This is a genomic window from Mesorhizobium sp. URHB0026, from assembly GCF_054059755.1.
In genome coordinates this window covers 1,959,983-1,985,539 of sequence record NZ_JBSSCN010000001.1, presented here as the reverse complement: position 1 = coordinate 1,985,539, position 25,557 = coordinate 1,959,983, and the positions used below count along the sequence as shown (strand labels likewise).

Genomic DNA, 25,557 nt, shown 5'->3' with positions numbered 1-25,557 from the left:
CCGCCAAGAACGATGCCGCCGTCTATCTCGATGCCTCGGCGCTCCTACGATCTCGGCGGCACCGACAAGAGGTAGGAAGGTGTCTCGGCCGCTTTCGCCGTCCGCAACATTGCCGACGACCGCGCGACGGTGTGCAACTCGGGTTATAGCTACAGGACCAGGGCCGCAACATCACGGCTTCGCTGAAGCGTCTCTGGTAAAGGCAACGCCAGCACCTTTCGGACGCGCGGCGTGTTGCCGACGGAAGGGAAACCTCACATCCGCAATGCAAAATTGAAAGTGGTTTTGCGGGCACGATTTGCGTGTTGCTTAGTCGTTCTCCACGCGACCGCGCAGCTTCTTGATCGTACCGCGCCCGGCCTTGCTCTTCAGCCGACGCTCGACCGCGCCTTTCGACGGCCGTGTCTTCTTGCGCGGCGGCGGCGGCGGTTCGGCGGCCTTGGCGACCAGTGCCGTCAGCCTGGCCCGCGCATCGGCGCGGTTCTGCTCCTGCGTGCGAAAGCGTCCGGCCTCGATGATGATGACACCATCCTTGGTGGCGCGCTGGCCGGCAAATTTTATGGTCCGCTCGCGTACGCGGTCCGACAGGCCCTCGGCGTTCCGCGCGTCGAAGCGAAGCTGCACCGCCGTCGCCACCTTGTTGACGTTCTGGCCGCCGGGACCGGACGAGCGGATGAAATCCTCGTGCAGGTCGCCCGGGTGGATCACGGCTTCGCCAGATATGATGAGGTCGTCGTCGATCGGCATGCCGCAGTCATGGCGCGGCGAGCCGAAAAAGAAAAGGCCCGATCGAAACCCGGCCTCCGATGGTGCCTGGCCACAACGATGCCTTGGCGATTACTCCGCCGCTTCCTGCATGCGGGGCGCTGCGCCCAGCACTACGGCGTCGACATGGCTTTCGAACTTCTCGAAGTTGACGGCGAACATGCCCACCAGCCTTGCCGCCTGCCGGTCATAGGCAGCCTTGTCCATCCAGGTGGAGCGCGGATCGAGGATGGCGCTATCGACACCAGGCGCAGCCACCGGCACCTCGAAGCCGAAATTGGCGTCGGTGCGGAAAGCGCCTGCCTGCAGCGAGCCGTCGAGGGCGGCGGCGAGCAAGGCGCGCGTCGCCTTGATCGGCATGCGCTTGCCGGTGCGATGGGCGCCGCCGGTCCAGCCGGTGTTGACCAGCCAGCAATCGGCGCCGTGGCGAGCAATGAGCTCGCGCAGAAGATTGCCGTATTCCGACGGATGGCGCGGCATGAACGGCGCGCCGAAACAGGTCGAGAAAGTCGCTTCCGGCTCGGTCACGCCCCTTTCCGTTCCGGCTACCTTGGCCGTGTAGCCGGAAAGGAAATGATACATCGCCTGCGCCGGCGTCAGCCGGGCGATCGGCGGCATCACGCCGAAAGCGTCGGCGGTCAGCATGATGATGTTCTTCGGGTGACTGGCGCGCCCGGTCTTCGAGGCATTGGGTATGAAGTCGAGCGGATAGGCGCAGCGTGTGTTTTCGGTGAGCCGGCCGTCATTGAAATCCGGCACGCCATCGGCGTCGAGTACGACGTTTTCCAGCACGGTGCCGAAGCGCTGCGTGGTGGCGAAGATCTCCGGCTCGGCTTCCGCCGACAGCTTGATCGTCTTGGCGTAGCAGCCGCCTTCGAAATTGAAGATGCCGTGCGGACCCCAGCCGTGCTCGTCATCGCCGATCAAGGTGCGCGACGGATCGGCCGACAGCGTGGTCTTGCCGGTTCCCGACAGGCCGAAGAAGATGGCGGCATCGCCGGCCGGTCCCTCATTGGCCGAGCAGTGCATCGGCATCACGTCTTTCTCCGGCAGGAGGTAGTTGAGCATGGTGAACACCGACTTCTTCATCTCGCCGGCATAGGAGGTGCCCCCGATCAGCACGATCTTGCGCGTTAGGTCGACGGCGATCACCGTCTCGGTGCGGCTCCCGTGACGGGCGGGATCGGCGCGGAAGGACGGCAGGTCGATGATCGTCATCCCAGGCACGAAGTGTTCGAGTTCGGCCGCCTCGGGACGGATGAGCAGGTTGCGGATGAACAAGGAGTGCCAGGCAAGTTCGGTGATCACCCTGGTGGGCAGCTTGAGCTCCGCGTCGGCACCGCCGACCAGATCCTGCACATAGAGGTCCTTGTCCGCGGCGTGAGCCTTGAAATCGGCGAGCAAGGCGTCGAACTGTGCGGGCGAGATCGCCTTGTTGTTGTCCCACCAGACTTGCGGCTCGGTGGCGGCGTCGCGGACGATGAACTTGTCCTTGGGCGAGCGACCGGTGTGCTGGCCGGTCTCGGCGAGCAGCGCTCCATTCGCGGTCAGGCGGGCTTCACCGCGCCGGATTGCTTCCTCGTAGAGCGCGGCCGCGCCGAAATTGTAGCGCACCGTCCCGGAGGTTTTCAGATCGATACGATCGATCGCGCAGGCAGGATTGCGTTTGCCGACTTCCGACATTGATGACCCTTCTCAAGATTTGCCGCATCTTTGCCGGCGTATTTCCGGCACACCCACTAAGCAGGCTATGATGGTCAGAACCAGAAAAGCCAAATGATATCAAATCATTAATCGATTTAAATATTTTGAAAGTTGTTTAAATCGTTTATATATGCGAAAAGTTTCACGGATTGGCGAGCTTCGTTCGTCCAATGCGTGTCAAGGTCGGATTGTGGCCGGCGGCACCCCGCGCGTGACAGCGGTTACGGCCTATGCCACATTTTGTACCTAATTTGTCCTGCAAAAGCCCCTTCTCTACGACAGAAGGGACAGCCCATGAGGGAGCCGCTTGAAATGGCTACAATCGCGCTTGTCGATGACGACCGCAACATTCTGACGTCGGTGTCGATCGCCCTTGAATCCGAGGGGTATCGTGTCGAAACCTACACGGATGGTGCGTCCGCGCTGGAAGGCCTGGCCGCCAGGCCGCCGAATCTCGCCATCCTCGATATCAAGATGCCGCGCATGGACGGCATGGAGCTCCTGCGCCGGATGCGTCAGAAATCCGACTTGCCGGTGATCTTCCTGACCTCCAAGGACGACGAGATCGATGAATTGTTCGGTCTCAAGATGGGCGCCGACGATTTTATCCGCAAGCCGTTCTCGCAGCGCCTGCTGGTGGAGCGGGTGCGCGCCGTGCTGCGCCGTGCCAGTGCCCGCGAGGCCGCGGCAAAAGCGCCGAGCCAGCAGGCCCGCTCGCTCGAACGCGGCCAACTCGTCATGGACCAGGAACGCCATACCTGCACCTGGAAGGGCGAGCCGGTGACGCTTACCGTCACGGAGTTCCTGATCCTGCATTCGCTGGCGCAGCGTCCCGGCGTGGTAAAAAGCCGTGATGCTTTGATGGATTCTGCCTATGATGAGCAGGTCTATGTCGATGACCGCACGATCGATAGCCACATCAAGCGGCTGCGCAAGAAGTTCAAGGCTGTCGACGACGACTTCGAGATGATCGAAACCCTTTACGGAGTCGGATATCGGTTCCGCGAAGCGTAATTTGATGTATGTCGAGCGAAAGCGGTCCCTAGTCTGGGGCTGCGACATACTTCAAACCTGGGACTAGCGGGAGCTGCTATTCGATGGCAGTGGAAGCACAGCGAACAAGACCGGCGGGCGCCGCCAGGCGGCCGTCGCGCATCATGCCTTCCTTCGTGTCGAAAATCACCGTGCCGATGCGCCGCTTCCTCGGCCACCATATCTTTTCCAGCCTGACGCGGCGTATCCTTTTCCTCAATCTCGCCGGGCTGGCGGTGCTCGTCACCGGCATCCTCTATCTCAACACCTTCCGCGACGGGCTGATCGACGCGCGGGTCGAAAGCCTGATGACGCAAGGCGAAATCATCGCTGGCGCGATTGCGGCCTCGGCGACGGTCGAGACGGATTCGATCAGCATCGACCCGGAAAAACTGCTTGAGCTGCAGGCCGGCGAAAGCCTGGGGCCTGGCTCGGACCAACTCGACAATCTGGATTTTCCGATCAATCCCGAGCGCGTGGCGCCGGTGCTACGGCGGCTGATCTCGCCGACTCGCACCCGAGCCCGCATCTATGACCGCGACGCCAATTTGCTGCTCGATTCGCGCCATCTCTATTCGCGCGGTCAGATCCTGCGCTACGATCTGCCGCCGGTCGAGGAAGAGGAGCCCGACCTTGTCGAGCGCGTCCAGAAGTTCATCTTCGACTTCTTCCGCAACACCGACCTGCCGGTCTATCACGAACAGCCCGGCGGCAACGGCGCCGCCTTCCCGGAAGTGGTCAAGGCGTTGACGGGCAGTCCGTCGACCATTGTGCGCGTCTCGGAACAGGGCGAGCAGATCGTCTCGGTGGCGGTGCCAATTCAGCGTTTTCGCGCCGTGCTCGGTGTGCTGATGCTGTCGACCGAAGGCGGCGATATCGACAAGATCGTCGCCGCCGAACGCAAGGCGATCCTGCGCGTCTTCGGCATCGCGGCGCTCGTCACAGCCATCCTGTCGATGCTTTTGGCATCCACCATAGCCAACCCGCTGCGCCGGCTGTCGGCGGCGGCCGTACGGGTTCGTCGCGGCGTCAAGAGCCGCGGAGGAAATCCCCGACTTTTCCGACCGCCAGGACGAGATCGGCAATCTGTCGATTGCCGTGCGCGACATGACCAACGCGCTCTATGCGCGCATCGAGGCGATAGAAAGCTTCGCGGCCGATGTCTCGCATGAGTTGAAGAACCCGCTGACGTCGTTGCGCAGTGCTGTCGAAACATTGCCGCTGGCGAAGAATGACACCTCCCGTGCGCGCCTGATGGAGATCATCCAGCATGACGTGAAACGGCTGGACCGCCTCATCACCGACATTTCCGACGCCTCGCGCCTCGACGCGGAATTGGCGCGCGAAGATGCCGGCACCGTCGACCTGAAGAAATTCGTCACCGACCTTGTCGCTGTTTCGCGTGAAACCACGCGCAACAAGAAGGCGGTCGAGATCGAGCTCAAGGTCGCCAAGCTGCCGCAGGGCGCCAAGGGCTATGTCGTCGTCGGTCACGATCTGCGCATCGGCCAGGTCATCACCAATCTGATCGAAAACGCTCGTTCCTTCGTTCCCGAGGACCATGGCCAAATCAGTCTGTCGCTGGCGCGCGCCGGCAAGTTCAACATCCTGACCGTCGACGACAACGGTCCTGGCATCCGCGCCGACGCCATCGACCGCATCTTCGAACGTTTTTACACCGACCGGCCCGCCGGCGAGGCGTTCGGCCAGAATTCGGGCCTTGGCCTGTCCATCTCCAGGCAGATCGTCGAGGCCCATGGCGGTACGTTGACCGCCGAAAACATACCAAGCATCAAGCCCGGCGAGATCAAGGGCGCACGCTTCGTGGTGACGCTCCCGGCCGAGGGATGACCGCCAATCGCCAAGGATCGCGACGTGCAGCCTGACAACATACACGCCACGGCGCTGCTGATCGGCGAGAGCGGCATTCTCATCAGCGGCTCATCCGGGTCGGGCAAGACAACGCTGGCCCTGACGCTGATCAGCCATTGCCTGCAGCGCGGATTGTTCTCGCGGCTCGTCGGCGACGATCAGCTTTTCGTCGAAGCCCACGCCGGGCGGCTGGTGTGCCGTGCGCCCGCCACCATCGAGGGCCTTGCCGAGGTGCCGGGACATGGGCCACGGTCCCTGCCGTTCGAACCGGCCTGCGTCGTCGATCTGCATGTGCGCCTGTTGCCGGCCGGCGAAATCGCACGCTTCCAGGAGGATGCAAGCGACGACATCGCCGGCTGCGCGGTGGCGCGCATCGATTTGGCAGAGCGCAATGTCGCGGCCGCCTCGCTCGCAGTGATGGCGCGGCTGTCGATCCCGCCTTTTCTATGATCCGCGCTGGGTTTTTTGCTGCAATGCGTCAAAATGGCGTGGGCCGGCGCAATTTTGGGCTTGTCAACGGGCCGCGCGTCGACAAGATAGCGCTCCCGCCGCCTGGATTGGCTGGCGAGCATAAAATGCGCCTGTGAAGCGGCGATGACGGGAGCCACCAAAGAATGATCGGACTCGTGCTTGTAACGCACGGTCAACTGGCCACCGAGTTCAGACATGCCGTCGAACATGTCGTCGGGCCACAAGACAATTTCGAAACCGTGGCGATCGGTGCCGACGACGATATGGAGCAGCGTCGCCGCGACATCGTCGACGCCGTCGCCCGTGTCGATACGGGGGCGGGTGTGATCGTGTTGACCGACATGTTCGGCGGCACGCCCTCCAACCTTGCCATATCGGTAATGGAGTCCGGCCGCACCGAGGTGATCGCCGGCATGAACCTGCCGATGCTGATCAAACTGTCGTCGATCCGCAAGGGCGACAACATGGCGGCCGCGCTCGATGAAGCGCAAGCCGCGGGCCGCAAATATATCAACGTCGCCAGCCAGCTTTTGAGCAGCAAATGAGTACGCTGTCGCCTGACAAGGACCAGATCGTCAGGGAGTTTCCGATCGTCAACCAGCGCGGCCTGCATGCGCGCGCCTCGGCGAAATTCGTCCAGCTTGCCAGCGGTTTCAACGCTTCGGTCCATGTCGAGAAGGACGGCGTCAAGGTCGGCGGCACCTCGATCATGGGCCTAATGATGCTGGCGGCCAGCCCTGGATACTCGATCCGCGTCACCGCCAGCGGTCCGGAGGCGCTCGAGGTCATGGACGCGCTGGAGCAGCTCGTCGCCTCCCGTTTCGGCGAGGAGTGCTGACCCGGAAGTCAGTCTCCGAGACATGCACGAATAAAGATTTCTTTATATCCCATTGTCGTGCGAAGCCCGATCTGCTAGTCAGGCCGGCAATTCGCGCCCTTCGACGCGCCGACCGGCGCGGGTGCATCCGCAACCAATTCGCAAGCCAAACGATCAATTCACAGCAAGACAATTCGCATCGGAGCACTGCCATGACGGGTAGCAAGGATTATGTGGTCGCCGACATCTCTCTTGCCGGCTGGGGCCGCAAGGAACTCGATATCGCCGAAACCGAAATGCCGGGGCTGATGGCCTGCCGCGAGGAATTCGGCGCCAAGAAGCCGCTCAAGGGCGCGCGCATCACCGGCTCGCTGCACATGACAATCCAGACGGCGGTGCTGATCGAGACGCTGAAGGCGCTCGGCGCCGATATCCGCTGGGCTTCCTGCAACATCTTCTCGACCCAGGACCACGCCGCCGCGGCTATCGCCGAGACCGGTATTCCGGTCTTCGCCGTCAAGGGCGAGAGCCTCGAACAGTACTGGGACTACACCGACAGGATCTTCCAGTGGGCCGATGCCGGACTCTCCAACATGATCCTCGATGACGGCGGCGACGCCACCATGTACATCCTGATCGGCGCCCGTGCCGAAGCCGGCGAGGACGTGCTGTCCAATCCGCAGAGCGAGGAAGAGGAATATTTCTACGCCCAGGTCAAGAAGCGCCTGAAGGCTTCGCCGGGCTTCTTCACCAAACAGAAGGAAGCGATCCGCGGCGTCACCGAAGAGACGACGACCGGCGTCAACCGGCTCTACCAGTTGCAGAAGAAGGGCCTGCTGCCCTTCCCGGCCATCAACGTCAACGATTCGGTCACCAAGTCGAAATTCGACAACAAATACGGCTGCAAGGAATCGCTGGTCGACGGTATCCGCCGCGGCACCGACACGATGATGGCCGGCAAGGTCGCGGTCGTCTGCGGTTATGGCGACGTCGGCAAGGGTTCGTCCGCCTCGCTCAAGGGCGCGGGCGCCCGCGTCAAGGTGACCGAAGTCGATCCGATCTGCGCGCTGCAGGCGGCGATGGACGGCTTTGAAGTGGTCACGCTGGAAGATGCGGCACCAACCGCCGACATCGTCATCACCACAACCGGCAACAAGGATGTGGTTACCCTCGACCACATGCGCTCGATGAAGGACATGGTGATCGTCGGCAACATCGGCCATTTCGACAACGAGATCCAGGTTGCATCGCTGCGCAATCTGAAGTGGACCAACGTCAAGCCGCAGGTCGACATGATCACCTTCCCGGACGGCAAGCGCATGATACTCCTTTCGGAAGGCCGTCTGCTCAATCTCGGCAACGCCACCGGCCACCCGAGCTTCGTCATGTCGGCCTCCTTCACCAACCAGGTGCTGGCGCAGATCGAGTTGTTCACAAAGGGCGAGCAGTACCAGAACCAGGTCTATGTGCTGCCCAAGCATCTCGACGAGAAGGTCGCACGCCTGCATCTCGACAAGCTCGGCGCCCGCCTGACCGAGTTGTCGGGCGAGCAGGCCGCCTATATCGGCGTCACGCCGCAGGGGCCGTTCAAGCCGGAACACTACCGCTATTAACCAAAGCCAAATTTGCTACAAGATATTGATGCCGGGCGATTGACTTTTGCCCGGCATTATTTTTTGCGCCGAATGATTCTTCACGCCGATTCCAGCAGGCGCTATTGTTGTGATTCGCGGGTCCGGGGGCGAGGACCGGCGGACGCGTCAGGGCGGTCTTGCATTCAGGCGGCGAAGAGGACCAAGACATGCCGGGGGAAAACCCGCTTCACGCGGGACAGGCCGTTTCCGGCGGCCATCGGGATTCAGGGACCACTGGCTCCGCCACCCGGGCACGGTGGCGTGGCCGCGCGGGGCTGCTGCTTGCCGGCTCCATACTTGCCGGTCCGCTGCTTGGCGGGGCTGCATGCGCCCAGGGCGCCGAAGTGGCTGCCGGCCTTTCGGTCAGCACGATCGAGGTCATGCAGCTTGCCGTCTTTGCCGGTGTGATGGGAGCGGCATTCCTATCGGCCATCGTTCTCATTCGCGAACGCGCGCGCATCTCGGCGGAAAATGTCGAGCTGAGAGGCCGCGTCACCGATATCAGCGCGGCGTTGCGACGTTCGGAAGCACTGCTCAATCTGCGCGACCAGCGCGTGGTCGTCTGGGCCTCGGAAAACAAGAAACCCGACCTCATCGGCACATTGCCGACCGAAAGCGGCGCGCCGGAGGAACGGGCGGCATTCCTCGCCTTTGGGCGCTGGCTGATGCCGCGCTCGGCGGCGGCACTTGAACATGCCGTGACGGGTTTGCGAGAAAAAGGCAGGCCTTTCGACCTGGTGGTGGAATCGCAGGCCGGCGCTCCGTTGGAAGTGCATGGCCGCAAGAGCGCGGCCCATGTGCTGGTGCGCTTTGTCTCGCTGTCCGAGACACAGCGCAGCCAGGCCCGGCTCAAAATCGACAACCAGCGGCTAGCCGCCGACCATGACACGATGATCGGCCTGCTCGAGGCGCTGAAGATGCCGGCATGGCTGCGTGACGAGCACGGCCGGCTGAAATGGGTCAACCGGGCCTATGCCGACGCGGTCGAAGCCGAGAACGCTGAAGCCGCCGTGCGTGACGCCCAGGAGTTCCTCGGCGGCCAGGCGCGCGAGGCCATCGCCACCCAGCACAAGTCGCATCCGGTGTTCGAGCAATCGCTTTCGACGGTGATCGAAGGCGACCGCCGCGTGTTTGCCGTCACCGACTTTGCCGGCGCCGACGGTTCGGCCGGCCTTGCCTGCGACACCAGCGCCATCGAGGCCATCCGCGCCGAATATGAGCGGACCGTGCGCAGCCATGCCGATACGCTCGACCAGCTCAACACGGCAGTCGCCATCTTCGACACGAACGAGAAGCTGCGCTTCTTCAACCAGGCTTTCCAGAAACTGTGGGGGCTCGACAGCGGCTTCCTGCACAGCGCGCCCGACAACGCCCTTTTACTTGACCGGCTGCGCAGCGAGGGCAAGATCGCCGAACAGCCGGAATGGCGCCGCTGGAAGGAGGGCCTGCTCGGCGCCTATCGTGCGGTCGAATCGCAGGAACACTGGTGGCACCTGCCGGACGGCAAGACCATTCGCGTCGTTGCCAACCCGCAACCCAAGGGGGGCGTCACCTGGGTGTTCGAGAACCTGACCGAGAAGATGGATCTCGAAAGCCGCTACCGCACCGCGGTCCGGGTCCAGGGCGAAACGCTCGACAATCTGGCCGAAGGCGTGGCGGTGTTCGGCCCCGACGGCCGGCTGCGGCTGTCGAACCCAGCCTTTGCCACGCTGTGGGGGTTGGGCACGGAAGCCGCCAAGCCCAATGTACACGTATCCATCATACGCGAGCTCAGCGATCGGCAGGCGATCGAGAGCCCCTGGCCCGGCTTCGTCGCCGCCATCACCGGCTTCGACGACGAGCGCAGCGAGCGCCACGGCCAGACCGAGCTCAACAACGGCACCGTGCTGCGTTATGCCGTGATTCCCCTGCCCAACGGGCAAGTGATGATGACCTTCGTCGACGTCACGGACAGCGTCCATGTCGAACGCGCGCTCAAGGACAGGAACGAGGCGCTAGAAAAATCAGACCAGCTCAAGAACGACTTCGTGCAGCATGTGTCCTACGAACTGCGTTCGCCGCTGACCAACATCATCGGCTTCACCGAGTTGCTGTCGCTGCCGGCGACCGGCCCGCTGACGCAGAAGCAGCGCGAATATGTCGAACATGTCGGCTCGTCCTCCTCGGTGCTGCTGACCATCGTCAACGACATACTCGACCTGGCGACCGTCGATGCCGGCATCATGCAGCTCGACATTTCCGAGGTGCATGTCGACCGCACCATCGCGGCTGCCGCCGAGCTTGTCGCCGACCGGCTGGAGGAGCATTCGATACGGCTCGCGGTCGATGCCGCCGCCGCGCCGAAGACATTCCATGGCGACGAAACGCGCATCCGCCAGATCCTCTACAATCTGCTCAGCAACGCCGCCAACTACGCGCCGGAGGCCAGCACCATCCGGCTGGCCTGTCGCCAGCTGGCGGACGGGGTCGAGTTCTCGGTTCACGACGACGGGCCCGGCATGCCGCCGGATGTGCTCGATTCGGTGTTCCGCCGCTTCGAGCCGCGCGCCAATGGCGGCCGCCGGCGCGGCGCCGGCCTCGGCCTGTCGATCGTCAAGAGCTTTGTCGAACTGCATGGCGGCGCCGTTCGCATCGAAACCGGCAAGGACAAGGGCACGACCGTCATCTGCACCTTTCCCGACGTGCCGGGTATCCGCGCAGCGGCCGAGTAGCGCGCTCGATGACGGAACCGGTGCTGGAGCGTTTGCTCGCCGACGAGACCCAGACAGCGCGGCTGGGCGAGGATCTGGCGTTGGCGCTCCGCGTGGGCGACCTGCTGGCGCTCAAGGGCGATCTCGGCGCCGGCAAGTCGACGCTGGCAAGGGCACTGATCCGGGCGCTGGCCGACGATGCCGGTCTCGAGGTGCCGAGCCCGACCTTCACGCTGGTACAGAGCTACGATACCCGCGTGCCGGTTCACCATTTCGATCTCTACCGCCTGACCTCAGCGGCCGAGCTCGACGAACTCGGCTTCGAGGAGGCGCTGGCGCAAGGTGCCGCCCTGATCGAATGGCCCGAACGGGCTGACGGCTATCTGCCCAAGGCGACGGTGCTGATCGAACTCGTCCAACATGGCGAGGGCCGGCTGGCCCGACTGTCGGGGCAAGGCGTTACCTTCGACCGTGTCGCGCGCTCGCTGGCCATGCGCGGCTTTCTGGAGAGCGCCGGCTGGGGGCAAGCGCAGCGCCGGCATTTCATCGGCGATGCCTCGGCCCGCTCCTACGAGATCGTAACGCTTGCCGGCGAGGCGCCACGCGTGCTGATGAACTCGCCGCGGCTGGTGCTCGGCCCGCCCGTGCGCGACGGCAAACCCTACGCCGTGATCGCCCATACGGCACAGTCGGTGTCCGCCTTCGTCGCGATCGACCGTGCGCTGCTGGCCGCTGGGGTCGCGGTGCCCAGGATCGACGCGCAAGATCTCGACCAGGGTTTCCTGCTGCTCGAGCATCTGGGCTCGGAAGGTTTCCTCGACGGCAATGGCGAGCCGGTCGCCGAACGGTACGAGGCGGCGGCGCAACTGCTTGCCATGATGCACGGCAAGGCCTGGCCTCACCGCATGGAGGCGGCTCCCGGCATCGTCCATGACGTGCCGCCCTTCGATCGCGACGCCATGCTGATCGAGGCGGACCTGCTGATCGACTGGTACGTGCCGGCGATATCGGGCGAGCCGGCAAGCGAGGCGCTGCGTTCCGGCTATCACAAGATATGGAATGGGCTTCTCGAGCGGCTGCAAGGCAGCGAATACACGCTGATGCTGCGCGACTTCCACTCGCCCAACATCATCTGGCGCGGCGAGCGGTCCGGCCTCGACCGGCTCGGCATCGTCGACGTCCAGGACGCGCTGATCGGGCCTTGCGCCTATGACGTCGCCTCGCTCGCCATGGACGCCCGCGTCACCATGGCACCTGAGATCGAGAAGCGGACGCTCGACGCCTATGTCGCCGCACGTCATGCAGCAGGCGGCTTCGACGAAGAACGCTTCCTCGAAGCCTATGCGATCATGGCCGCGCAGCGCAATTCCAAGATTCTGGGCATTTTCGTGCGCCTCGAAAAACGTGACGGCAAGCCCTATTATCTCAGGCACCTGCCGCGCATCCGCGACTATCTCAAGCGGGCGCTGTCACATCCCGCGCTCGCCGATTTGCGGAATTTCCATAGCGCGCACGGGCTGCTGGAGGAACGAGCGCTGTGACAACGAAGCCGGACACCGCCATCGTCCTTGCCGCCGGGCTCGGCAAGCGCATGCGGCCGATCACCGACGCCATCCCCAAGCCGCTGGTCCGCATCGCCGGCAAGACGCTGCTCGACTGGGGCCTCGACAGCCTGGCCGCGGCCGGGGTCGGCAAGGCGGTGGTCAATGTCCATTACCTTCCCGAACAGATCGTCGCTCATGTCGCCGCGCGCCGCGCGCCGCGCATCGTTATTTCCAATGAGAGCGACCGACTGCTCGATTCCGCCGGCGGCATCGTCAAGGCGCTGCCGGAGCTCGGCCAGGGGCCGTTCTACATCCTCAACGCCGACACATTCTGGATCGACCACGGCCCGCTCAATCTCGGGCGGCTTGCCCTTGCATGGGACGCCGCGAAAATGGATATTCTGCTGATGCTGGCGGATCTCTATCAGGCGACAGGGCACTGTGGCGGCACCGATTTCCTGGTTGCGCCGGATGGGGCCCTGCGGCGTTCAAAAGGCGACCCCGCTGGCCTGATCTATGCTGGCGCCGCGATCATCCATCCGCGCCTGTTCAAAAACGCACCCGCCGAACCGCATTCGCTCAATGCCTATTTCGACAAGGCGATTGCCGCCGGCCGCCTGTTCGGCATGCCGATGCATGGCCACTGGATAACCGTCGGCACGCCCGATGCCATTCCGCTCGCCGAAGACGCAGTGGCCGCCGCACTCATCGGATCGCAATGAGCGGCTCGAGCCGCGTTTTCTCCATTCCCTCCGGAGCGCCGTTTCTGCCGACGCTGGCCGAGGCGCTGCTTGACGGCCGCCTTGTCCCCGGGTTTCGGTTCGACGGTGACCCCCTCGCTTTGGCCGATGTTACCATCTATGTGCCGACGCGCCGGGCCGCACGTGCCTTGCGCGGCGTGTTTGTCGACAGCCTGAAGGCGCGCGGGGGCGGCGGTTCCGCGATCCTGCCGGTGATCCGGCCGCTCGGCGAATTCGACGAGGATGAGGCCGCATTCGAGGCCGATCCAATAGCGGCAATCGATCTCGCGCCCGCGATCGCCGCCACCGAGCGCCTGTTGCTGCTGACGCCACTGGTGCGGGCGTGGAAACGCCGGTTGCCCGCCCATGTCGCGGCCCTCTTCGCCGAGGAGATCGTCGTCCCAGCCTCCACCGCCGACGCGATCTGGCTGGCGCGCGATCTGGCCGGGCTGATGGACGAGATCGAGACGGAAGGCACCGATTGGGCTAAACTTGCCGGCCTCGTCAGCGGCAACCTTGCCGGATGGTGGCAGGTCACGCTCGAATTCCTCGGCATCGTCACCGATGCCTGGCCGAAATTCCTCGCAGAGAGCGACCGCTCCAACCCAGCCGCGCATCGCAGCGCCCTGATCCGTGCCGAGGCCGCGCGGCTGCGGCGCAATCCACCCGCCGGGCCGGTCATAGCCGCGGGGTCCACCGGCTCCATACCCGCCACGGCGGAACTGCTTGCGACCATCGCCGGCCTGTACGGCGGTGCCATCGTGCTGCCCGGGCTGGACCAGATGCTCGACGAAGCCTCCTTCCAGGCTCTCGTCGCTCCCGGCGCGCGTCCAGCCGTGCTGGGCCATCCGCAATACGGCCTGGCAAAGCTCATCGGCAAGATCGGCGTGCTGCGCGGCGATGTCGAGGAGATCGGTGCGTCCGCGCCGAAGCTCGCGCTCCGCGCCGCCCTTGTCGGCGAGGCGCTGCGGCCGGCCGAGACCACGGAATTGTGGGCGGAAACACGAAACGGGTTTTCAGCGTCCGATATCGCTGGCGCCTTCGCCGACGTGACGCTGCTGGAGACGGCAAGCGAGCGCGACGAAGCCGTCGCGATCGCCGTCGCGCTCAAGCGCGCGGTCGAAGAGCCAGGCCAGAGAGCGGCGCTTGTCACTGGTGACCGCGCGCTGGCACGCCGCGTCTCGGTTGAGCTCAAGCGCTTCGGTGTCATTGCCGACGATTCCGGCGGCACGCCGCTGTCCAACACGCCGGCGGCCAGCCTGCTCAGACTGGCGCTCGAAGCGGTGTTCCGGCCAGGCGATCCGGTCGCCCTGTTGTCGCTGCTCAAGCATCCCCTGCTTGGCCTGGGTCTGGAACGGGTCAACGTGCGCCACGCGGCGGAATTGGTCGAACTGGTGGCGCTGCGCGGCGGCACCGGCCGCCCCGACATCGCTTCGCTGCCGGATCTTTTCGAGGCCCGCCTCACCGGGCTAGGCGACGGCAGCCGGCCGCCGTTCTGGTTTGCCCGCCTGACCGTGCGCTCCATTGAGGTCGCGCGGACCCTTCTCGCACGCCTGGCGGACGCGCTGGCGCCGCTTTCGACCTTTCGCGGCCAGGCGGAGGCCGGCCTTGCCGCGCTGGTCGAGGCCAGCGTCGCTGCCCTGGAAAATCTCGGCCGTTCGGCCGACGGTGGTCTTGGCGAACTCTACGCCGGCGATGCCGGCGAAAAGCTCGCCGAACTGCTGCGCGGGCTGGTCGCGGCTTCGGCGCCGCTGTCGTTCGCGGCAATCGAATGGCCCGATGTGATGGAGGCGCTGATCGCGCCCGAGACCGTCAAGCCGGCGCAAGGCACCGACAGGAACATTGCCATCTGGGGCGCGTTGGAGGCGCGGCTGCAGGATGTCGATACGCTGGTCATCGGCGGGCTCAACGAAGGGGTCTGGCCGCGCAAGCCGGAGAGCGACCGCTTCATGTCGCGGCTGATGAAGACCGGCATCGACCTCGAACCGCCGGAGCGGCGCATCGGGCTTGCCGCGCATGATTTCCAGATGGCCATGGGCGCGAGACGTGTGGTGCTGGCCCGCTCGGCGCGTGCCGGCGACGCGCCGGCCGTGCCGTCGCGCTGGTTGCAGCGGCTGCTCACCTTCATCGGCAACGATCAGGCGGCGGCACTGCGCCGGCGCGGCGATGAGCTGCTCGCCTGGGCGCGTGCGCTCGACACAGAGCCGAAGCGGGATTTCGCGCCACGGCCGCAGCCGAAGCCGCCGCTCTCGGTCCGCCCAACACATTTCTCCGTCACCGAGATCGAGACGCTGCGCCGCGACCCCTACGCCGTGTATGCCCGGAGGATCCTTGGCCTGACGCCGCTCGATCCGCTCGTCCGCGATCCGGGTGCGGCGGAGCGCGGCACACTGTTTCACGCCATCCTGCATCTCTTTTCGTCCGAGGTGGCCGACCCGCGCGCGCCGGACGCATTGGCCGGGCTCATCGCCGCCGGCCGCGCCTGTTTTGCCGAGGCGGTGCTTCCGGCGGATGTCGAGGCGGTGTGGTGGCCGCGGTTCGAAAAGCTCGCCGCCAACATCATCGAATGGGAGCGAACGCGCGCCGACGCGGTGATCCAGCGGCATGCCGAGGAGCGCGCCGGCAAGACTGTGGTCGGACAGTCCGGCGTAACGCTGTCCGGCTATGCCGACCGTGTCGACCTGCTGGCCGGCGGCATGGCGGACATTCTGGACTACAAGACGGGTTCCTCGCCTTCCAAGGCACAGGCCCACACGCTACTGGCGCCGCAACTGGCGTTGGAAGGGGCGCTGCTCAGGCGTGGCGCATTCAAGGATTTGGGCGCGCGCGAACCGTCGCAACTGGCCTTCATCAGGTTGAAGCCGAATGGCGAGGTGTTCGAAGAGTCCATACTGGAACACAACCGCCAACCACGCACCGCCGCCGATCTTGCCGAAGAGGCCTGGGCGCGGCTGGAAAAACTGCTGATCCATTATGCCGACCCGGCGACCGGATATCTGTCGCGGGCGCTGCCGTTTCGCGAAGGTGAAACCGATGGCGATTACGACCACCTCGCCCGCGTGCTCGAATGGTCCGCCGGCGGCGACGCCGGGGATGAGGGAGGGGAGGCATGAAAAAAACCTATCCGATCCCGAGCGATACGGCTTCGAGCCAGGCCCGGGCCGCCGATCCCGGCAATTCGGCCTGGGTGTCGGCCAATGCGGGATCGGGCAAGACGCACGTGCTGGCCCAGCGCGTCATCCGGCTGCTGCTCAACGGCACCGATCCCTCGAAGATATTGTGCCTGACCTATACGCGCGCCGCGGCCGCCAACATGTCGAACCGGGTTTTCTCCACGCTGTCGGAATGGACATCGCTGGCTGATCTGGAGTTGGCCGCCAGAATAGAGGCGCTGGAAGGGCGCCGGGCCGATCGCGACACCATGCGCCGCGCCCGCCGCCTGTTCGCCGAGGCGCTGGAGACGCCTGGCGGGTTGAAAATCCAAACCATCCACGCCTTCTGCGAATCCGTTCTGCATCAGTTCCCTCTGGAAGCCAACATCCCCGCCCATTTCGAAATGCTCGACAGCCAGATGGAGGCCTCGCTTTTTGCCGCCGCGCGCCGCGAGATGATCTCCGCCGCCGGCGACAGGACTTTGGCGGAGGCCTTCGCCGCTATCCTGGAACGCGGCGGTGAAGCCGGTCTCGATGCCTTGCTCGGCGAGATCGTACGCAAGCGTGAGGGATTGCGCGATTTCCTCGATGCTGTCGGGCGTGACAGCTTCCAGCCCTTGTTCGATGAATTCCATTTCCAGCCCGGCCAGACCGCCGAAGGCATAGCGGCATCTGTATGGCCGCTGCCTGGCTTCCTGCCGGACTATTTTGCCGGCTTTGCCCAGGCAGCCGAAGCCACCGACGCCAGGTCGGTGTTGAACAACATCCTGCCCTATGCGCGCCAGGCCTTCGCGGAGAGCGACCCTGTCCGCCGGCTGCAGTTGCTTGCAAGAGCCTTCCTCAAGACCGATGGCGATCCTTATGATCCGGCAAAGGCGTTTAAAAAGGCGCTCACCGACCGGCTGCCTGACCTGGCCGAGCGCTATGTGTCGGCCGCCACCGCCATCATGGAGACTGTCGACCGGCTGGCGCTATTCCGGATGCTGGAGGGCACATCTGCGGCCCTGACCATCGCCGGCTGGCTGATCGCACGCTACGAAGTGCTGAAGCGCGGCCGCGGCTTTCTCGATTTCAACGACCTGATCACCCGCACGGTGAACCTTTTGGCGCGGCCCGATGCCGGCCCATGGGTGCAATACAAGCTCGACCAGGGCATAGATCACATCCTGCTCGACGAGGCGCAGGACACCAGCCCGGATCAATGGGAGGTGGTGAAGCGGCTGGCGGAAGAATTCTTTGCCGGCTTCGGTGGCCGCGACCGGGTCCACCGCACGGTCTTTGCCGTCGGCGACGAGAAGCAGTCGATCTACTCCTTCCAGGGTGCGGCACCCGACTCCTTCGCCGACAGCCGGTTGTTGTTCGCCGGGCGTGTGCGCGATGCCGAAGCGTCCTTCGCCGACCTCAAGCTGACCTGGTCGTTCCGCTCCACGGACGATGTGCTGGCCGCCGTCGACCGGGTCTTTGCCGATCCCATCGTGCGGCGCGGCATCAGCCACGATCCCGATCCGCTGAACCACAAGGCGATCCGCACCGATGCGCCGGGCTATGTCGAGGTCTGGCCGTCGATCGGTGCCGAGGCCGTCGACGAGCCCGACGACTGGGCGCAAGCGATCGACCATGCCCATGCGCCGGCGGTACGCGTCGCCGAGAATGTCGCGGCCACCATTGCCGGCTGGATCGGCAAGGGCGAAATCATCGAGGGCCGTGGCAAGCGGCTGCGGCCGGGCGACGTGCTGGTGCTGGTGCGCAAGCGCGACAGCTTCGTCCACGCGCTGACCCGCGCGCTCAAGCGCCGCGACATCCCGGTTGCCGGCGCCGACCGGCTGAGCCTGTCGGGCCATATTGCGGTCAAGGACCTGATCGCGCTCGGCCATCTTTTGATGCAGCCGCAGGACGACTTGTCGCTCGCCGCTCTGCTGCGCAGCCCGGTCTTCGACCTGCCGGAAGAGACACTGTTCACGCTCGCCGCGCAACGGCCGCCCGGCGTGTCGCTGGCGGCATCGCTACGCCAGCACGCCGGCGAAAGCGAAACGCTCGCGGCCGTCGTCGCGCGACTCGACGCCTGGGCTGACGAGGCCGCCTTCAAGCCGGTGTTCGAATTCTATGCTGCCCTGCTGGCGCGCGATGGCGTACGCGGCAAGATGATTGCGCGGCTCGGGCCGGAAGCCGGCGATATTCTCGATGAGTTCCTGAGCTTCTGTCTTGCCGAAGAGCGGACCGGCCTGCCCGGGTTGGAAGCCTTCCTGTCGACACTGGAAAACGCCGGCCCAGAGATCAAGCGCGAGATGGACCAGACCCGTGACGAGGTCCGGGTCATGACCGTGCACGCGGCCAAGGGCCTCGAGGCGCCCGTGGTGTTCCTGGTCGACGGCGGTTCCGCCCCGTTCAGCGACCAGCATTTGCCGCGCCTGATGCCTTTCGACGGCTCAGGCCGACATTGGGACGGCAGGGGTTATCTTTGGCGTTCGGCCAGCGACGTCGCCAACGGCTTCTCGAAGACGGCCGCCGCTCGCGCCCGCGAACTCGCCGACGACGAGTACCGCCGGCTGCTCTATGTCGGCATGACGCGTGCCGAGGACCGGCTTATCGTCTGCGGCTATCACGGCAAGCGGGCGCCGAACGCCGGCACCTGGCATTCTATCGTCAGCCGCGCGCTGAGCGCCGCGCCCGAAAGCGAACAGCGTCCGCATCCTGCCGACGGGGAGCCTGTCTACCGTTTCCACGTCACCAAACTGCCGCCGGTCGCGCCAAGTCCGGGCGAACAGGCGCGGCAGACCGATGCTTTCGGCCCCTTGCCGGCGACCCTGTTCAGGCCCTTGCCGCCTTTCGAGGACCTGCCGCGCCCCCTGTCACCGTCGGGCGCCTCGGCGCTGATCGACGAAGGCAAGGAAGGGGTTGTCGACAAGGCGTCGCCGGTGTTGGACGCCGCTGCCGAGCCAGGTTTTGCCGTGCTGCGCGGGCTCGCCCTGCACAAACTGCTGCAGATGCTGCCCGGCATCGCCGAGGACGCACGGGAGGACGCTGCGAAGCGTTATCTCTCCCGAACGGGTGCGGCGTGGCCTGAGGGCGAGCGTGAAAAGGCCCTGGCATCGGTCATCGCCATCCTTTCCGACTCCGGCCTCGGCCAACTGTTCGCGCCCTCCTCGCGCGCCGAGGTCGCGATCATGGGCAGCCTGGAGGTCAAGGGCAAAATCCGCTCCATTTCCGGCAAGATCGATCGGCTGGCGGTGGCCCCGAATGCGGTCTCGATCGTCGACTACAAGACCAACCGGCCCGCACCCGCCTCCCTGGCGGAAGTCCCGCCGGCCTATCTGCTTCAGCTCGCGCTCTATCGCGCCCTGCTGCAGCCGCTTTATCCCCGGCGGGAGGTCAAGGCAGCCCTGCTGTTCACCGAAGCGCCAAGACTGATCGAACTGCCGTCCCGGGCCATGGACGACGCCCTTGCCCGACTCACGGGAGCGTGACACAAGAACTGCTTGAAGAAGGGCGCGACAACCACCACATTTGGTGGGACGAAAAATTTCGAAAGGATTTCCGCATGACCACCGTCAAGGTCGACAAGAACAATTTCCAGGCTGACGTGCTTAATGCCCAGGTGCCGGTTGTGGTTGATTTCTGGGCGGAATGGTGTGGTCCTTGCAAGATGATCGCACCGGCGCTTGAGGACATTGCCACCGAGCTCGGCGCCAAGGTCAAGATCGCTAAGTTGAACATCGACGAGAATCCCGAGCTTGCCGCCCAGTTTGGCGTACGTTCGATCCCGACGCTGATGATCTTCAAGGGCGGCGAAGTGGCCGACATCAAGGTGGGCGCCGCGCCCAAGACCGCACTGTCGCACTGGGTCAATGGCAATCTTGCCTGATCCCATCTGAATTCGAAGCAAAAGCCCGGCCATCGCGCCGGGCTTTTTGTTGGCGTCATCGGTGCGCCGCTCTGGCCCTCACATCGGGGCACTCCATGTCCTCTGTTGGCAGCAGAAGCAGGGAGAGAAAAATGACCGGATCCGCCAAGGCCACCGTCTTCATCGACAACGAGCGCGTCATCGTCACCGAATACCGCTTCCAACCGGGCGACAATACCGGCTGGCATCGCCACGGCCACGACTACGTCGTCGTGCCACTGATGGACGGCAAGCTGAAGCTGGTCACCAAGGACGGCGAAACCTTCGCCGAGATGAAGAAAGGCGCGCCGTATTTCCGCAAGGAGGGAGTGGAACACGACGTCGTCAGCGCCAATGAGGGTGAGTACGCTTTTATCGAGATCGAGCTGAAGTAAGCGGCACCTCTGACGTTGACCGAAACCTCCCCAACTTCGTCCATACCAGGGCGAAGCAGGTGCGAAGCTCCGTCGGGAAGACCCAAGTCCATGCCGTGACGGCCATCGACGAATACAGCGGAAGGAAATTCTGTACCGCTGCGGCGCTTTGAAGTCGCGGCATGGATCCTGGCGTCAGCGCTGCGTCTCTACGCCCTGAGATAACGAGGCAATGGACGGCCTCAGGTCGGGGGCGTGCCGTTCTCGGCGAGAACCGTGCCGGCCAGGTACAGCGACCCGCCGATCAGGATGCGCGGCGTTGGGCCGTCCCAGGTGTCGCGCAGCAGCATCAGGGCGCTGGCGACGGAGCTTACCGGCTCGGCCGTCAGCCCGGCTTCCGTGGCACGGATCGCCAGTTCGTCATTCGGCACACCGGCATCGCTCATGCTCACGGGCACGGTGTAGACATGCCGGACGAGGCCCTTGAAGGCGCGGAAATAGCCGGCCTGGTCCTTGGTGTTGATCATGCCCGAAATGAGGAAGAGCGGACGCGGGTTTTTTTCTTCCTGCTCGGCCAGCGCTTCGGCGACGACGACGCCGGCACCGGGATTATGGCCGCCGTCGAGCCAGATGTCGGCGCCCTTCGGCGCCAGTTCCGCCAGCCGGCCCTGCGCCAGCTTCTGCATGCGGCCGGGCCAGGCGACGTTGGTCATTGCCTTCTCGGCGGCGCGGTGGGCGATCTCGAAGCCGGCCGCCTTGACGGCGGCGATCGCGGCGGCCGCATTGGCGAACTGGTGGCGACCGGGCAGGCGCGGCGCCGGCAGATCCATCAACCCATCATCGTCCTGGTAGACCATGCGGCCGTTCTCCTCGAAAGCGAGAAAATCCTGCCCGTAGACGAGGGTCGGGCATTCCAGCCGCTCGGCCGCGTCGATCAGCACCTGTAGCGCCGTCTCGCTTTCCTGCGCGCCGACGACCACCGGGCAGCCACGCTTCATGATCCCGGCCTTTTCGGCCGCGATCAGTTCGACGCGATCGCCGAGATAGGCCTCATGGTCCATCGACACCGGCATGATCACCGACACGGCCGGCCGCGCGATGACATTGGTGGCGTCGAAACGGCCGCCAAGACCGACCTCGATGATCGCGACATCGGCCGGATGTTCCGAAAACAGAATGAAGGTGACGGCGGTGAGAATTTCGAAGACGGTGATCTTCTGGCCTGCATTGGCCTTCGCAACGCGGGCAATGGCCTCCGCGAATATGTCGTCGTCGACCAGCCTGCCGCCGCCTTCGGCGGCCAGCCTGTAGCGCTCGTGCCAGCTGACCAGATGCGGCGAGGTGTGGACATGGACGAGCCGGCCGGAGGCTTCCAGCAGCGCCCGCGAGAAGGCGGCGCAGGAACCCTTGCCGTTGGTGCCAGCGATGTGGATGACCGGCGGCAGCAGGTCCTGCGGATTGCCCAATCGCTCCAACAGCCGCGAGATGCGGTCGAGCGAAAGGTCGAAGCCCTTCGGGTGAAGCGCCATCAGGGCTTCGATTTCACGGTCCGCGGCAAGCGTCGTCATGGCAAATCCCGTGCATGGCCTGGAGCCAGAATCGCTCCCGCAAAGACCACGGCTATCAAAAGGCTACAGCGCGCAACGGATGCCGCGCAATCGCTGTTCGCGGCGGCCAATGTCGCGTCAGGCCAGTCTCACGTTAGGCCAGTCTCGCGTCAGGCCAGTGTAGCGTCAAGCTTGCGGCCGGACCTCGGCGGCGACCACGGCCGGCGGCAGGATTTCCGGTTCCAGAGGCTTTTGCTCTTCCGGCATCTTGAGCAGCATCTTCAACAGGCGGGCGATGGTCTCCCGCAGCTCCAGCCGCGACACCACCATGTCGACCATGCCGTGCTCCATCAGATATTCGGAGCGCTGGAAGCCGTCCGGCAATTTCTCGCGGATGGTCTGTTCGATGACACGCGGCCCGGCAAAACCGATCAGCGCGCCGGGCTCGGCGATGTGCACGTCGCCCAGCATGGCATAGGAGGCGGTGACGCCGCCGGTGGTCGGGTTGGTCAGCACGACGATGTAGGGCAGGCCGGCTTCCTTAAGCCGGTCGACACCAACCGTAGTGCGCGGCAATTGCATGAGGGACAGAATACCTTCCTGCATGCGCGCGCCCCCGGAGGCGGCGAACAGGATCAACGGCCGCTTGCGCTGCAAGGCGACCTCGAAGCCACGCACGATGGCATCACCCGCGGCCATGCCGAGCGAGCCGCCCATGAAAGCGAAATCCTGCACCGTCACCACCACCGGCAAGCCCTCGACGGTCCCCAGCGCATTGATGATGGCATCTTCCAGGCCGGTCTTGGCCTTGGCGTCCTTCAGCCGGTCGACATAGCGTTTCTCGTCGCGGAACTTCAGCGGATCCTGCATGACCTTGGGATTGTCCAGCGTCTCGTACTTGCCGTCATCGAAGAAGAATTTCAGCCGCTCCTTGGCCGAGATCTTCATATGATGGCCGGAAGACGGGATGACGAACTGGTTGGATTCCAGGTCCTTGTGGAACACCATCTCGCCGGTCTCGGGATCCTTGATCCAGAGATTCTCGGGCATGTCGGTGCGCCGGCCGAGCATCGAATTGATCTTCGGGCGAACGTAGTTGGTGATCCAGTTCATCGCTTCGGCTCCTGTCCTGACGAAGAGTTGGGCAAAGACGTAGGGAAACTATTCGGCGGCAGCAAGGCGGGCCGAGCGCACGCCTTGCGCAAGGCCGCTCACCAGTGTGGCGACTGCCTCCGCCGGATCGGCGGTCTTTTCACCCTTCGGCCCCAGCACGTTCGCGACCGCGTTGACGATCGCCGTGCCGACGACCACGCCGTCGGCGTTGGCGCCGATCACGCGCGCCTGTTCGGCGGTCTTGACGCCGAACCCGACGCAGACCGGCAGGTTGGTGTGACCCTTGATGCGCTGGACCGCCGTGGCGACCTTGCCGGTGTCGGCAAGCGCCGAGCCGGTGATGCCGGTCATGGACACGTAGTAAACGAAGCCGGATGTGTTCTGCAGCACCTTGGGCAGGCGCTTGTCGTCGGTGGTCGGCGTCGCCAGCCGGATGAAATTGATGCCGGCCTTCAGCGCCGGGATGCAGAGTTCCTCATCCATCTCCGGCGGCAGGTCGACGACGATCAGCCCGTCGATGCCGCTGGCGATCGCGTCCTTCAGGAAACGGTCGACGCCGTAGATGTAGATCGGGTTGTAGTAGCCCATCAGCACGATCGGCGTTTCATCGTCGCCGGCGCGGAAGTCGGACGCCATCTTCAGCGTCTTGACCAGCGTCTGGCCGCCTTTGAGCGCCCTGAGGCCCGCCGCCTGGATCGCCGGGCCGTCGGCCATCGGGTCGGAAAACGGCATGCCGAGCTCGATGACGTCGGAGCCGGCGCCGGGCAGCGCCTTCATGATCGACAGCGAGGTTGCATAGTCGGGGTCGCCACCCATGAAATAGGTGACGAGCGCCGGGCGGCCCTCGGCCTTGAGCTTCGCCATGCGGCGGTCGATGCGGGTTGTCATGTCAGGCCCTTTGGACGAATTTTGTTCATAATCAACTCCCAAGTCGAACGGTCCAAAGGGCCTAGATCTCCATGCCCAGCATCGAGGCCACCGTGTGGACGTCCTTGTCGCCACGGCCGGACAGGTTGACGATGACGATCTGGTCCTTGTCCATGGCGGGCACGATCTTGACCGCATGGGCGATGGCGTGCGCGGATTCCAGCGCCGGGATAATGCCTTCGACGCGCGTCGTCAGCTTGAAGGCTTCGAGCGCCTCGTCGTCAAGGATCGGCACATATTCGACACGGCCGGAGTCGCGCAGCCACGAATGCTCCGGGCCGACGCCGGGATAATCGAGGCCGGCCGAAATCGAATGGCCGTCCATGATCTGGCCGTCGGCATTCTGCAGGAGATAGGTGCGGTTGCCGTGCAGCACACCGGGGGAGCCGGCATTCATCGAGGCGCAATGCTCGATGCCGTCGAGGCCGCGCCCGCCGGCTTCGATGCCGATGATACGAACCTCCTTGTCATCGAGGAAGGGATGGAACATGCCGATGGCGTTGGACCCGCCGCCGACGGCGGCGATGATGGTGTCGGGCAGCCGCCCTTCCTGTTCGAGGATTTGCGCGCGCGCCTCGGTTCCGATTACCGACTGGAAATCGCGCACCAGTTCGGGATAGGGGTGCGGACCGGCGGCGGTGCCGATCAAATAATAGGTGTCCTCGACATTGGTCACCCAATCACGAAGGGCTTCGTTCATGGCGTCCTTCAGCGTACCGTGACCGGCGGTAACGGGCCGCACTTCGGCGCCGAGCAGCTTCATGCGGAAGACGTTGGGGCTCTGGCGGGCGACGTCTGTCGCGCCCATATAGACGACGCAGGGAAAGCCGAAGCGGGCGGCGACCGTGGCGGACGCCACGCCATGCTGGCCGGCACCGGTCTCCGCGATGATGCGCTTCTTGCCCATGCGCTTGGCCAGCAGGATCTGTCCGAGGCAGTTGTTGATCTTGTGCGAACCGGTGTGGTTCAAATCCTCGCGCTTAAAATAGACTTTCGCGCCGCCCCCGAGGCCCTTCGCCGAGGAAACCTCACGAAGATGTCTGGTCAGGCCCTCGGCGAAGTAGAGCTTCGACGGCCGGCCGGCATAATGGGTCGAAAGACCGGTCAGTTCAGCCCTGAAATCCGGATCGTTCTTGACCTCGTTCCAGTTTTTCTCCAGGTCGAGGATCAGCGGCATCAGCGTTTCGGCAACGAACCGACCGCCGAAAATGCCGAACATGCCCTGTTCGTCGGGTCCGGTGCGGAAGGAATTGGGTGTCGCCGGCTTGTTCATCGCCGATCTCCTGCATCTTGAT

18 protein-coding genes and 1 pseudogene are annotated in these 25,557 nt (G+C 64.6%); 13 read left to right on the top strand and 6 right to left on the bottom strand.

Translation table 11 applies throughout. From position 1 onward, the window contains the following. Window positions 1–309: 309 nt before the first annotated feature. Together arfB and ACVWWD_RS10065 are read right to left on the bottom strand one after the other, a co-directional pair. Window positions 310–747 (bottom strand): alternative ribosome rescue aminoacyl-tRNA hydrolase ArfB, encoded by a 438-nt coding sequence (gene arfB, locus ACVWWD_RS10070; protein WP_023772347.1) that lies wholly within the window; start codon window positions 745–747, stop codon window positions 310–312. A 90-nt stretch (window positions 748–837) separates the two neighbouring features. Further along, window positions 838–2,448 carry a phosphoenolpyruvate carboxykinase gene (locus ACVWWD_RS10065; RefSeq protein ID WP_352552426.1) on the bottom strand — a complete coding sequence of 537 codons (1,611 nt, stop codon included), beginning with the start codon at window positions 2,446–2,448 and terminating at the stop codon, window positions 838–840. A gap of 333 nt (window positions 2,449–2,781) precedes the next feature. Here ACVWWD_RS10065 and ACVWWD_RS10060 point away from each other — a divergent pair, with 333 nt between their 5' ends. The 13 genes and pseudogenes from ACVWWD_RS10060 to ACVWWD_RS10000 all read left to right on the top strand — a co-directional run bounded on the left by ACVWWD_RS10060 (window position 2,782) and on the right by ACVWWD_RS10000 (window position 20,696). After that, a complete protein-coding gene (locus ACVWWD_RS10060) occupies window positions 2,782–3,483 on the top strand; it encodes a response regulator transcription factor (RefSeq protein WP_010912942.1) in 702 nt (233 codons plus the stop codon). 83 nt (window positions 3,484–3,566) lie between these two features. After that, window positions 3,567–5,352 (top strand): annotated as a pseudogene (locus tag ACVWWD_RS10055) (sensor histidine kinase). A gap of 24 nt (window positions 5,353–5,376) precedes the next feature. Continuing rightward, complete coding sequence (locus ACVWWD_RS10050) at window positions 5,377–5,823, top strand: HPr kinase/phosphorylase (RefSeq protein ID WP_023772344.1); 447 nt, start codon at window positions 5,377–5,379, stop codon at window positions 5,821–5,823. A gap of 164 nt (window positions 5,824–5,987) precedes the next feature. After that, window positions 5,988–6,389: a PTS sugar transporter subunit IIA gene (locus ACVWWD_RS10045; protein WP_010912939.1), complete on the top strand. Its 402-nt coding sequence runs from the start codon at window positions 5,988–5,990 to the stop codon at window positions 6,387–6,389. After that, on the top strand, window positions 6,386–6,682 hold the full coding sequence (locus ACVWWD_RS10040; protein ID WP_015314359.1) for an HPr family phosphocarrier protein: 297 nt from the start codon (window positions 6,386–6,388) through the stop codon (window positions 6,680–6,682). The genes ACVWWD_RS10045 and ACVWWD_RS10040 overlap by 4 nt, the downstream gene beginning before the upstream one ends. Window positions 6,683–6,873: 191 nt before the next feature. Next, a complete protein-coding gene (gene ahcY / locus ACVWWD_RS10035) occupies window positions 6,874–8,274 on the top strand; it encodes an adenosylhomocysteinase (protein WP_457103050.1) in 1,401 nt (466 codons plus the stop codon). Window positions 8,275–8,462: 188 nt separating this feature from the next. Beyond that, window positions 8,463–11,006, top strand: coding sequence for a sensor histidine kinase (locus ACVWWD_RS10030; protein ID WP_352552417.1), 2,544 nt, complete (start codon window positions 8,463–8,465; stop codon window positions 11,004–11,006). Window positions 11,007–11,014: 8 nt separating this feature from the next. Further along, on the top strand, window positions 11,015–12,526 hold the full coding sequence (tsaE, locus tag ACVWWD_RS10025) for a tRNA (adenosine(37)-N6)-threonylcarbamoyltransferase complex ATPase subunit type 1 TsaE (RefSeq protein WP_352552415.1): 1,512 nt from the start codon (window positions 11,015–11,017) through the stop codon (window positions 12,524–12,526). After that, window positions 12,523–13,251, top strand: coding sequence for a nucleotidyltransferase family protein (locus ACVWWD_RS10020; protein ID WP_352552413.1), 729 nt, complete (start codon window positions 12,523–12,525; stop codon window positions 13,249–13,251). Before tsaE ends, ACVWWD_RS10020 begins: the two co-directional genes overlap by 4 nt. Then, window positions 13,248–16,382, top strand: coding sequence for a double-strand break repair protein AddB (gene addB, locus ACVWWD_RS10015; RefSeq protein WP_457103049.1), 3,135 nt, complete (start codon window positions 13,248–13,250; stop codon window positions 16,380–16,382). The genes ACVWWD_RS10020 and addB overlap by 4 nt, the downstream gene beginning before the upstream one ends. Then, window positions 16,379–19,885, top strand: a complete 3,507-nt coding sequence (gene addA / locus ACVWWD_RS10010) for a double-strand break repair helicase AddA (protein WP_457103048.1) — start codon at window positions 16,379–16,381, stop codon at window positions 19,883–19,885. Before addB ends, addA begins: the two co-directional genes overlap by 4 nt. Window positions 19,886–19,959: 74 nt before the next feature. Next, complete coding sequence (gene trxA / locus ACVWWD_RS10005) at window positions 19,960–20,283, top strand: thioredoxin (RefSeq protein ID WP_015314366.1); 324 nt, start codon at window positions 19,960–19,962, stop codon at window positions 20,281–20,283. A gap of 131 nt (window positions 20,284–20,414) precedes the next feature. Continuing rightward, window positions 20,415–20,696 carry a cupin domain-containing protein gene (locus ACVWWD_RS10000; RefSeq protein ID WP_015314367.1) on the top strand — a complete coding sequence of 94 codons (282 nt, stop codon included), beginning with the start codon at window positions 20,415–20,417 and terminating at the stop codon, window positions 20,694–20,696. A gap of 221 nt (window positions 20,697–20,917) precedes the next feature. Here ACVWWD_RS10000 and ACVWWD_RS09995 read toward each other — a convergent pair whose 3' ends face one another. The 4 genes from ACVWWD_RS09995 to trpB all read right to left on the bottom strand — a co-directional run bounded on the left by ACVWWD_RS09995 (window position 20,918) and on the right by trpB (window position 25,535). After that, window positions 20,918–22,243 carry a bifunctional folylpolyglutamate synthase/dihydrofolate synthase gene (locus ACVWWD_RS09995; protein ID WP_023772335.1) on the bottom strand — a complete coding sequence of 442 codons (1,326 nt, stop codon included), beginning with the start codon at window positions 22,241–22,243 and terminating at the stop codon, window positions 20,918–20,920. Window positions 22,244–22,408: 165 nt separating this feature from the next. Then, complete coding sequence (accD, locus tag ACVWWD_RS09990; protein WP_023772334.1) at window positions 22,409–23,335, bottom strand: acetyl-CoA carboxylase, carboxyltransferase subunit beta; 927 nt, start codon at window positions 23,333–23,335, stop codon at window positions 22,409–22,411. 48 nt (window positions 23,336–23,383) lie between these two features. Beyond that, window positions 23,384–24,223: a tryptophan synthase subunit alpha gene (gene trpA / locus ACVWWD_RS09985; protein ID WP_023772333.1), complete on the bottom strand. Its 840-nt coding sequence runs from the start codon at window positions 24,221–24,223 to the stop codon at window positions 23,384–23,386. Between the two features lie 61 nt (window positions 24,224–24,284). Continuing rightward, window positions 24,285–25,535, bottom strand: a complete 1,251-nt coding sequence (gene trpB / locus ACVWWD_RS09980; protein WP_023772332.1) for a tryptophan synthase subunit beta — start codon at window positions 25,533–25,535, stop codon at window positions 24,285–24,287. Between the last annotated feature and the right edge of the window lie 22 nt (window positions 25,536–25,557).